Consider the following 10567-nt stretch of genomic DNA (forward strand, 5'->3'; position numbering starts at 1 on the left):
TGGGTGGAGGGTCGAAAGTGGTCAATTAAGTTGAACGATTCACAAAAACACATTTTGCGCTTCCTCGGTTCAGCCTGTCAAAAATATTATTTCCTTTGTTAAGGAACCTGCTGAATGTAGGTTGAAAACAAGGCGAAAAGAATTAATGACAGAATCGTTAGTTTAACTAGGGCCTCATCTTCGTCCGATCATTAGAGGAAAAGCCAGACAAGGAACCGAGTTTGGGGCAAAAATTTCGGCGATTTCTTACGATGGTTTTGTCTTTTTAGACCACATAAGCTGGGACAATTTTTATGAATCAAAAGATTTGAAAGCACAAGTGGAAGCCTTTAAATCCCACACCGGATATTACCCAGAATCTGTCCATGTAGATCAAATTTATCGAACGAGAGAAAATCGGGCTTGGTGTAAAGAAAAAGGAATCAGAATTAGTGGCCCTCCTCTCGGGCGACCGAAGAGAGCAATTCGTTTAGCACAAAAGAAACAAGCACAAATTGATGAAAGAATTAGAAACGCGATTGATGAGCGACCCCGCGCCGTCGCACGGCGCTAGGGAACGCGCGAGTTGAAGGGAAATTTGGTCAAGGAAAAAGAAGATTTGGTCTCAATTTAATCATGACTAAACTCCCGAATACTTCCGAAACAGCGATTGCCCTAACTTTTTTAGTAATGAATTTAAATACTTTATTAAGAAGGAGGTATGATCTTCTTTTTTGTCTGTTTTGGAAAAAACGAGCTTTTTCTCGATTCAAATCTATGATAATTCGTTTAATTATAGATATTAGTCAAGTGAAGAGCGGTGTTTTTTCCAGAGTTAGATTTGACTGGGTATTGATCGATGGTTTACCTATTGATGGTTCGCATCGATCGCGCACTTTTTCAGCAAGCCCTAATTAGCGATGGTCAAAAACAACTCCCAGCTAAGAAGGTTTTTGCTCATCTCCAGCTCGGTGAAAAGAAAGTTCTGAACTCTCGGCGCTGGGTTTGGGGAAGATTAGTTTATGTGTCAGCTTTAAGGCTCGAAGATGGAGAACTATTGATTGTGATTTCTCCTGACTCCCCTCAAACTGCCATTTCTGACTATGCTAATCGTTGGGGAATCGAAACGCTCTTCGGGATGTTTAAGACTCGGGGATTTTGCCTCGAATCTACCCACTTTACTGACCCGCAAAGGTTAAGCAAACTGTTGGCACTGATGGCTTTGGCTATGTGTTGGGCGATGAAAGTCGGGGAGTGGTTACATACTCATACTCCTCTCAAGGTGCGCTTTCCGATGCGCGGGTTTCCCGCGCTCGGGTCGCACCTCAAAGTGAAGAAACACGGACGCAGAGAAAAAAGTATTTTTCGTTATGGTCTTGACTATCTCCGTTCGGTTATTAATGATTTAGATCTCAAGTACCGTCAGTTTCTTGAGTGTTTACAATTTTTGTCCTGTACTTAGGATCGTACTAGCTCATGAAAAATATCCCTCGCCATTTTCTCCCCATGATGCCAAAAATGTTTGGTTTCTACCTTTTTACTAATGACTAATGACCAATGACTAATGACAAACTTTGCTTAACCTCCTTTCTTGGGCTTAAAGATATGCACTAAACTAACAACCACCGCAGCCATTCCGGGCCATTTATAGCGTCGTTTGGCGTTGTAAATAATTCCGCCATTGTTACAAATAAATCTTAACCCTGTGCTGCGTGTATCGCCTTGCGCGATGGTATTTGTTGCAATTAATCCTAATGTTCCCTCTTCTCTAATTAATGTATAGGCTCGGCGGAAAAAATGGGCGACTAAATCGGAATTTCCGTGGGACTCAGGATGAACAACTTTTAACCAGTCGGGATAGCCGTCTGCATGAGCCGCGATCGTGGTATTCTTACCCGCAAAGGGAGGGTTCCCCAGTATGGCATCAAACCCGCCATTAGAACGATTCTCCTCCGGAGACGCTACGCGAACAAAAACTTCTGGAAACTCAATCTCCCAGTTAAACACTTTGATTCCAGTCTCCCCTTCCCGCAACCGTTGCGAAATTGCTTTCACCTTGCTAGCATCACTTCTTAAAATTCCTTGATATTCCTCTTGTTTCTCCTTCTGTGCTGTTTTGGTTTTCTTCTCCGCATCAAAAAACGCAGCGACAGCCACATCTGCACTAAACCGCGCTTTTGCTAACTGAGTTTCCGCCCGTTCCCACTGTTGACGCTTGCGGGTATCATCCGCATCCGTACGAGTATCTGAGGCTTGAATTTCTACGCGATAGTTCTTTACGTCCTCGATTTCCTGTAACATTTGCATCAGGGGTAAATCGGCGGTGGGGTCTTTCGCAAATTCTCCGATTTCTCTGCGAGTTAAGCCAACTAGGGAGTCGCCACACTTTAACGCATGGTCGAGGAAGGTAAAAGGGCGATCGCGGGATAAAGTAAACAGCCAGAGGGAGAGTTTCGCTAAGTTCACCGCGAAGGGATTTTTATCGACCCCATAAATACATTGTTGCGCTACCATGCGTCTCGCGATGACAACAGGTTCTTCTGTATCAGGGGAAATTGCGTCATTCCGTTCCCATGCTTCCACAAGCCGATCCGCAATTTGACGACAAGCCTCAACTAAAAACGCCCCGCTTCCCATTGCTAAGTCGCATACTTTTAAATTTAGCAGTTGTTCGGGTGTCGGTTGACTTCCTAACTGTTGGAAGATGGGTTGAAGCGTCGTATCAACCACAGGTGCGGTTAAACTGCGGGGGGTATAATGAGAACCTGACCTCCGTCGTTCCTCTGTCGGTTGGAAATACAGCGCTCCTGCGGGTAAAGTGTTAGGGGTGCGTTTAGAAATCTTTGTTCCTAATGCTGCGATGATTTCTTCAAGGGTATTCGCTTCTTTTAACGCTTTAGCGGGTTTAGTAGAGAGTTCGCAGTTCGCCCATTCTTTGAGTTGCTTCGATCGATCTTTCGGTTTCGTTTCTTGTAGCAATTGTAAGTCAACAACAACTGCGGTAACGGTTTTTGATCCTTTCGGTTTACTTTGAACGGCTATAGAGGGATGTTGCGCGACTTCCACCCGATAGCCCATAATTCCTTCATACACCGAACCAATTTGTTCTACATCTAACGCCCGATAGGATAACCGTTCGCCATCCAACACTAACAAATTATCCAACATCCGAAAGACAACCCCATCTCCGAATGCGTGGTGCGATCAAGGTGGGATAATCTCGGAAAGAAGTCTCAAGGGGTCGCCCTTCTAAAAACGGATACTCATCAGGGTTAAATAACTGTCCGTGACGGGCTGGGAGATAGTCGGGTTGACACTCCAACGCCTAAAGGCAGTTGGATTCTTGGTTCTGCGACCGAACTTGCTCAAACTGGGCATCCCCAACTTGAGTAGCGGTTCCGTCTCCCCAAGCGTAATTTCCGCTATGCCCTAGCGTACTAAGTCCTTTCTTCAGGATGTTGATAGCAGCGTTCTCGTCTCGATCAAGCTGACAGCCACACTTACAGGTGTGAGTTCGAGTTGATAGGGACTTTTTAACACTCCACCCACACTTAGAACATTGTTGACTCGTATAGTGAGGCGGGACGGCTACCGTCACCTTGCCAAACTTATAGGCAAAGTATTCTAACCAGACACGAAACTGATACCAACCAACATCCGAGATTGATTTAGCAAGATTATGATTCTTGACCAAGTTCTTAACCTGCAAGTCTTCGTAGGCGACCACATCGTTAGACAGGATTACGCAACGCGCGAGTCTCATCGCGTGTTCTCTACGTTGCCTACTTATTCTCAGGTGTTTCTTGGCTAACCGTTGTCTTGCTTTTCTACGATTAGACGAGCCTTTTTGTTTACGGGATAGACGGCGTTGACAACGTTTTAACTCCTCTTCTCCTTTACGGAAGAAACGGGGGTTTGGTTGTTTATGACCGTTGGAATCGGTATAGAAGTCAGCTAAACCAACATCGATTCCCAATACTTGATTAGCTGGTTCTACATCTTCGGTGACATCAATGTTGATACAAAACTGGCAGTAATAGCCGTCAGCACGCCGGACTAATCGTATTCGTCTAATCTGCTCTTTGGAATAGAAAAAGATATCCCGAGTTCCGATTAACTTCACCCGACCAATCCCATTACCATCGGTAAAAGTGATGTGTTTTTTAGTATTTGGGTCGAGTTTCCACCCCGTCGTTTTATACTCAACAGAGCGATTGTTTTTCTGATATTTAGGATATCCTTTCTTTCCAGCTACTTTCTTCTTACAGTGATCGAAGAACCGACTAATTGCTGACCATGCTCTTTCCGCAGCAGATTGTCTAGCTTGGGAATTGAGCTTTTTCGCCCACTCAAACTCTTCAGCAAGGATTTTGCACTGCTTATTGAGGTCGTACTTAGTAGCACCATGATTGTTCTCCCAGTAACGCAAGGCTTTATTGCGGATGAACTGAGTCGTCCGAATTGCCTCGTCAATTGCCCTATATTGAGTTTTTTGGGCTTTGACCTTGTACTCAATGACAAGCATAGTTTAAGCTGGTTAAAGTAGCTGAAATAATTATAGCACGAATGAGTAGAGTTTGTTCATCTTCGGGCTATCTAAGCCCTCGATTCACTCGCCTTATATCCAACCTCTAAAGACCGGAGCTTTAGTGAGGATTGGTTTTACGGCAAATCCTATAATGACCGCCCCCATCATACACTAAGCGAAATAAACTCAACAGCCACGACCACCCCCCATATCGCTGATCCATCGTGTCTGGATAGTTTCCCACATCTTCCCGCAGCTTCTCATAGAGTCCACAAACCGCATAGTGACGCTGATCAATGCTATCTGTTGGCATGATATCCCGTTCTTCGGCGTAAAGGAAAAATACCAACCGCATTAAAGTGGTCACTAACCCTCCGTAGAGATGTTGGGGATAATGAGTGGCTAAATATCCAATTCTCTGGGTTTCATCAGAAACACTGGTTTGTTCCCCATCCGCCCGTTGAAACCCTCGCAAGAGTTCCCACAACGCATCTAATACCTGTTCCGCGAGGCTTTCGGAAACATTGTTTTGATAACGGCGACTTTCCGCGAGGAGTTGTGGTAAACGGCGATCGCGCGGTACGCTAAACAAACGGTCAGCACCCAAAAGCATCACCAACGCCGATAAAATGGAGCGTCCCGCCACTTCCATCATTGCTTCTAGGGGAAACGTCACATACCCCGAAGACTCCCCAGATGGGGCATAAACTAAGCGTAAATGCGTCCCATTCCACAACACACCGATGGGAATATTCGTCCCTCGCAGCAACCGTTCAAACTTTTCTTGGGGCGTTGCTTCCCAACTTGTGCTTTCATCAGTATCAAAGTCTGTCCCTACTTCTAAAGTTTTCACCAGTAACAGCCAACCGTCTCCCTCATCGGGAACACAGTAAGTCGGACGTAACGTTTCTCCGTAGTCGGCTAAAACCAGTTCAATCTCAGTGGGAGGCGTGACTAAATCTTGGTCTGGTATCCATTCTAGGATTTTCTCAGCGAAGGGTTCAAAATCAGGATTCGGGAGGGATGAGAGGGTTTGTTGATATTCTATGGCGCGTAGGTCTCCAGACCGAGCCGAAGGCATCGCGATCGAGATAAACCCCCTGATTTACCAAAGCTGGAGGAGACACCACCAACCCCACAGGTTGCAAAAACCCCAGCCATTCTCGATGCTGATGAATATATTTCAAGGTTTCGTAGTCAAAGCCCACAGTTCCACACCTCCAATTTATTCAGTTTAATATTAAGTTGAGTTTTCTTGACTGGTCACTGTGTTAGAGACGGTAAGGGTAACTCAATTTGACTCGCAATTTTCTCGGCTAATTCTTTAAAATCAAAATAGACATTTCTAACCGCTGACAAGTGAGAACCAATTGCGCCGTCTGCTGGTTTTAAGTGAAAAATTGGTTTATGAGATTCTTGTGCCATTGGCATTAAACTTTGATAATGTTTAATTAACGCTAAACGGTTGGGGTCACTAGCAACATCAAACACTTGAGTTTGTGGATTTTGTAAAACTTTATTTTGATAAATGATGGGGATGCATTCAATCCATCTTTGAAAGGCTTTTACGGGTCGATCAAATCTTACGCCATGTTGGAGGATAATATAACCAATAGCTTCCATTCTTCCTTGAGGTAACTCTAAATCATTTGCAGGATTTTTTTCGATTCTTGCTTCCCATTCTTTCCGCCAACGAGCAACAGTAGGACCCAGATTTTTCAAGCCTTGTAAGGAAAATAAATCAGGAGAAAGGGGAACAATAATATAGTCAGCAGCGATTAAAGCAGCCCGATTAATTGCACCTAAGTTCGGTCCTAAATCCACTAAAACAAGGTCAGCAGAAGACTGATTGGCAGCGCGATCGAGTAATCGCCAAAAAGCAGAAATCACCCGAAATGCTCTTTCTTTTCCATCTAAACAATCGGGCCATTGAGAAGATAATTCATCTTCAAAACCCGAAAGTTGTAAATCACCAATAAAGAGACTTAAACCGTCTTCAATTCTCTCTAACTCTGGCGTTGCAATATCACCAATTCCTTTTAATAACGGCTGAACACAGCGAAAAATCGTGTTATAGCTATTGTTTCCTTCCCAGACTTCTTCTAGACGATCCTCATCAATAAAAGCTGCGGTTAAATTGGCTTGTGGATCTAAATCAGCAGCGATTACATTTAATCCTAAATCAAAATACATCCAAGCAAGGTGATAAACTAAAGATGTTTTACCAACGCCTCCTTTATTATTAAAAAAGGCAATGATTGGTGGTTTCATTTGGTTCTCCTAACGATCGCTAAAAAGTTCGCTTCTTCAATCTGAAATTCTGCTGCGGGATTACCGTTCTTTTCTAGTTGTTTTTGCGCCGTAGCAATTCCAATCCCAAACCGTTGAACATAGCCTAGGTTTTTCATTGCTTCTGCTAAGTGCGGATTGCGATAATCAGTGACTCCTTTCCCAAAATTCTGGCGGTTAACTTGTCCAAATAATCCCCCTGGGCTGTGAATTTCAACGCGATCATTAAACCAATAGACTTTGACAGGAGCATTGGTTTGTTCATAAGATCGGTGCATAATCGCATTACGAATCAGTTGTTGTAACGCCACGATGGGATAATCAGGTTTTTTTATTTCTAGAGGATTCGTTGTAATATCAGATGCAGTAGAAATGTTAGCTTGTAAGACTTCATCTAGATAGCGCAGCAACTCAATGAGAGAACCATCAATCTCTTTTTGATCGCGAATGGGATCGGTTAATTCTGTTCCATCAAAACGAACGAACTGAATATAAAATCCTGCAATAAGCTGTCTTGGATATTTTCCGACAACTAAAATTCCCAAGTTAGTGGGATGGGCTTCTGGATGAGGTGTAAAGAACCGTAGAGACGTTAATTTTTGCTTTAGGGAACAATGATTTTGTTCTAAGATATCAGGAGCAAGGGCTGAGTTTAGATATTCCCGTTGAAATAAGTCTAAGTCTAAATCATCAATGGAAGCAGAACTGAAGGGACGCAAATCAAAGGGTAAATCTCTAGCTCGTCTTTTTTCGTTGAGGCGACGTTCTTCTTCTAGTGTCGCAATCGCGCGTCGAGGGCCAATGCGAATGTAAGTCCGTCCATCAAACCGCACAGGAGGCGCGTCGGAGGGTTGTACAATAACCACAGCCACTTCACAGCCTTCAAAAATATATTTATTAACTTGTAACACGGGAAGGGGTAGAATTTTCCCTTCAGAACGGATACTAGCAAGGTCGATTAAAAGCTGATCGGTAATGGGTAAGTTAGCACAAGTTCTATTATCATTAACACCAATAAAAAGAACGCCTGGCTTTTTATGATTCGGAAGATCATTCGCAAACGCACAAATCGCTTGTCTGATTTTCTTCCCATCAGAAGCGGATGCTTTACGTTCAGCGCGATCCGATTCCAACTCTTTGAGAAGCCTTGCTAGCTCTTGTTCATCCATAATTTGGTTCTCTTCAAACTCTCTCTATGTTAGCTACTCACTGGCCAAAGATAGACTAACCCCACAGGTTCTAAACGACGGGCTTTTACTTCATAACTCTCACGGATGCGTTTCGGTTCTAACTCCAACTCTTGTTCCAATTGTTCCAACCGTCTTTCCCAATAGCGACGATCCGCTTCTAGTTGTTTTTGTTCTTCTGTGGAGAGTTCCCCCAGATTAAACTCTAATTGTACTGGCGCATCTGGTTGGATTTCTCCCCGAATTTCCTGTTCCCGTTTGCGAATCCTTTCTTGTTGGCGTTTGAGTAAGTCTCGCATTTGACGGGCTTCTCGCTGGGCGCGTTGTTTTAGAGTTGCAGTGGCTTCGGTTTCAATGTCGTTTGCTTGGGTTTCTAAGTGAGGAAGCAGTTGTTCGACATCAATTTTTGAACATTGCTGTAGCCTCTCTTGTACTCCAGCAGCGATTTCTTGATTGCGTGGTGAAACTAGAGACGTTTCCAGAATATTTAAGATATCTTTTTCCTGTTCCTGTCCCGCTGGGAGTAGTTCAGCTTCTCCCCGACTTTCGGGATGACTCCATTCTGCTGCTACGGTGACAAGTTCATCATGTAACCGTGCTGCTGCTTTTCCATAGAGGGATAATCGTCCCAATAAAATCACTTTTGGAATCGGGTCTTGAGAGAGACAAACACAAGCGCGAGTCAGTTCATCATAAATGAAACCTTGAGAGAGAAAGCGACCCAGCAAGCGCTGCACAACCCGATGTTCTAAGTGTAAGTGAACCACACTATCATCAAGATAGCCCACATCTTGAAAGACAACGGGACGCACCTCTGTTTCTTTGCGCCATTCCCAAACTTTTTGTTTCCGTGGACGTGGCGGACGCAGGGTATCGAGGGTGTTTTCCCAACTGGGGTCATTGGTGAGGGTTTCTAAATTGGGAATCTCCCATATTCCTTCATTGTCTTTGGGTTGGAGAGGAGAAGCACCCAACAATTCTAAACTCGCGGAAAGGGCTTCCCGAAAAGCGCGTAGGTCGGAGACCGAGCCGAAGGCATCGTCTAATCCTAACCACTGTTGGGATTGACTTAACATCTGCTGTAAGGTTTCTTCTTGTTGTCGCAGTTGACGGATTTCAGGGCGGACTGTCTCCAATTCTTCCCGAATCGCCCCCTGTCGGTTGCTGGTGGTTTCATCTGCTTGATCTGCGGTTTCGATTCCTGAAATGAAGATTTGTTCCGCTTTGGATTCAATCCCGTCGTCTAATAATTGAGACACATTTTTCTCAATCACAGGAGAGAGGCTTCCCAACTCGCTAACAATGGTTTTGGTTTTATTGACGAGGACTTCCAAAACCCGATCTTCAGCCCGTTGGGGGAGAACAAAATAATGACAGCGTACCACAGGTTCCCGTTGCAGTTTGCGATCGATGCGTCCGTTGCGTTGTTCCATCCGACTGGGATTCCAAGGAATATCAAAATGGAATAAGTCAGCGCAATAGTTTTGCAGGTTGACCCCTTCTCTAGCTGCATCAGTGGCGATCAGAATCCGCAGGGGATGGTCTTGAGGATTGGTGTTAAACGCCCGTTTAACGGCTTCTCGGCGTTCGTCTCCCATTCCTCCTGTAAAGCAGTCAATGCGTTCGTCTTCTTGTTCACAACCTGCAATCGCGTCTCGGAGTTGCTGTTGTAAGTAGCGTTTGGTGTCTGTATATTCAGTAAAGATTAATACGCGGCGTTCGCGCAGCGTCCCCGGAGGGGAATCGCGCCATTTTGCCCCTGATTTCCCAAGATCGGGACAAAGATTGTTCCGCAGCCACTCTAATAAAGCCTTGACCTTAGAATCAGTTTCATAACGGGAGTTTTGAGCAATTTCGCTCATGCGTTCCAATAACTCCCATTCTTGCTGGCTGATGCTACCGCTACTGGTTGCGGTGGCTGCACTCATCTGGGTGTTTTCTTCGCTTTCGATTTCTGCTTCGGGAAGTTCAGCGCGATCGTCATCTGCACTGGGAGATTCGACCAATAAGGCGTAATTCTGGGAAGTTTGAGCGTTTTTCTCCTCTTGGCGGTTTAGGGCTCGTTTATGGACTTGCAGTGTTCTTGCAAAGGCTTCAATAGAAGATAACAACCGCTTCTGGAGAGAGGTCACCACTAGCATTCCCGCTTTGCGCTTTGATTTCGATTCCCCTTGCAACCGCGCTTGTCGGCAAAGACGATATTCTTGTAGGAGACGGGACAGTTCTAATTCTCCCGCATCATCTGGCAAATTCTTAATCGTAACGGGAATGACTTCCCGCTTAGGAAAGTCACTGTCACTGATTTCCCGAATATCCTGCTTTAAACGCCTTACCATCACCGAGTCAAGAAGCTGTCGGCTTTTAACAGGAACACCACGACAAAACCGTTGTGGATCAAGCATTTCCAACAAGGCAGCGAAACTATTAGAATGTCCGTTGTGTGGCGTTGCTGAGAGGAATAGTTTATCTTAATGTGACGAGAAGACCCCCACTATAGCGTCAGATTAGTGGGGGATGAATCGTCACCAAACAAATAAAAGTCCGACAGGACATCCTTCGACAGGCTCAGGAACACCTTAAACAG

Annotated in this window: 5 protein-coding genes and 3 pseudogenes; 2 read left to right on the forward strand and 6 right to left on the reverse strand. The window is 44.7% G+C overall.

Going from position 1 to position 10567, the window contains the following annotated elements; genetic code table 11:
- The first annotated feature begins 123 nt into the window (after nucleotides 1-123).
- A pseudogene (locus GVY04_23635) lies at nucleotides 124-729 on the forward strand (transposase).
- A 163-nt stretch (nucleotides 730-892) separates the two neighbouring features.
- A pseudogene (locus tag GVY04_23640) lies at nucleotides 893-1441 on the forward strand (IS4 family transposase).
- Nucleotides 1442-1557: 116 nt separating this feature from the next.
- Here GVY04_23640 and GVY04_23645 read toward each other — a convergent pair.
- From GVY04_23645 to GVY04_23670, 6 genes and pseudogenes are all read right to left on the reverse strand, one after another.
- Nucleotides 1558-3301 (reverse strand): annotated as a pseudogene (locus GVY04_23645) (N-6 DNA methylase).
- A 3-nt stretch (nucleotides 3302-3304) separates the two neighbouring features.
- Nucleotides 3305-4504 (reverse strand): transposase, encoded by a 1200-nt coding sequence (locus GVY04_23650; protein ID NBD19011.1) that lies wholly within the window; start codon nucleotides 4502-4504, stop codon nucleotides 3305-3307.
- Between the two features lie 121 nt (nucleotides 4505-4625).
- A complete protein-coding gene (locus GVY04_23655; protein NBD19012.1) occupies nucleotides 4626-5588 on the reverse strand; it encodes a hypothetical protein in 963 nt (320 codons plus the stop codon).
- Between the two features lie 182 nt (nucleotides 5589-5770).
- The gene (locus GVY04_23660) at nucleotides 5771-6778 is read right to left on the reverse strand and encodes an AAA family ATPase (protein NBD19013.1); all 1008 of its coding nucleotides are present in this window, start codon (nucleotides 6776-6778) and stop codon (nucleotides 5771-5773) included.
- Nucleotides 6775-7965 carry a transcriptional regulator gene (locus GVY04_23665; GenBank protein NBD19014.1) on the reverse strand — a complete coding sequence of 397 codons (1191 nt, stop codon included), beginning with the start codon at nucleotides 7963-7965 and terminating at the stop codon, nucleotides 6775-6777. The genes GVY04_23660 and GVY04_23665 overlap by 4 nt, the downstream gene beginning before the upstream one ends.
- Nucleotides 7966-7994: 29 nt before the next feature.
- Entirely contained in the window at nucleotides 7995-10385 is a 2391-nt protein-coding gene (locus GVY04_23670; protein NBD19015.1) for a helicase, read from the reverse strand.
- Nucleotides 10386-10567: the final 182 nt, after the last annotated feature.

The organism is Cyanobacteria bacterium GSL.Bin1 (assembly GCA_009909085.1).
Taxonomy (GTDB): Bacteria; Cyanobacteriota; Cyanobacteriia; order Cyanobacteriales; family Rubidibacteraceae; genus Halothece.

What these genes read in the sequence shown, in the direction of transcription:
- GVY04_23650 (NBD19011.1), bottom strand. Translation starts at nt 4,504, where the DNA reads ATGCTTGTCATTGAGTACAAGGTCAAAGCCCAAAAAACTCAATATAGG.
- GVY04_23655 (NBD19012.1), bottom strand. Translation starts at nt 5,588, where the DNA reads ATGCCTTCGGCTCGGTCTGGAGACCTACGCGCCATAGAATATCAACAA.
- GVY04_23660 (NBD19013.1), bottom strand. Translation starts at nt 6,778, where the DNA reads ATGAAACCACCAATCATTGCCTTTTTTAATAATAAAGGAGGCGTTGGT.
- GVY04_23665 (NBD19014.1), bottom strand. Translation starts at nt 7,965, where the DNA reads ATGGATGAACAAGAGCTAGCAAGGCTTCTCAAAGAGTTGGAATCGGAT.
- GVY04_23670 (NBD19015.1), bottom strand. Translation starts at nt 10,385, where the DNA reads ATGCTTGATCCACAACGGTTTTGTCGTGGTGTTCCTGTTAAAAGCCGA.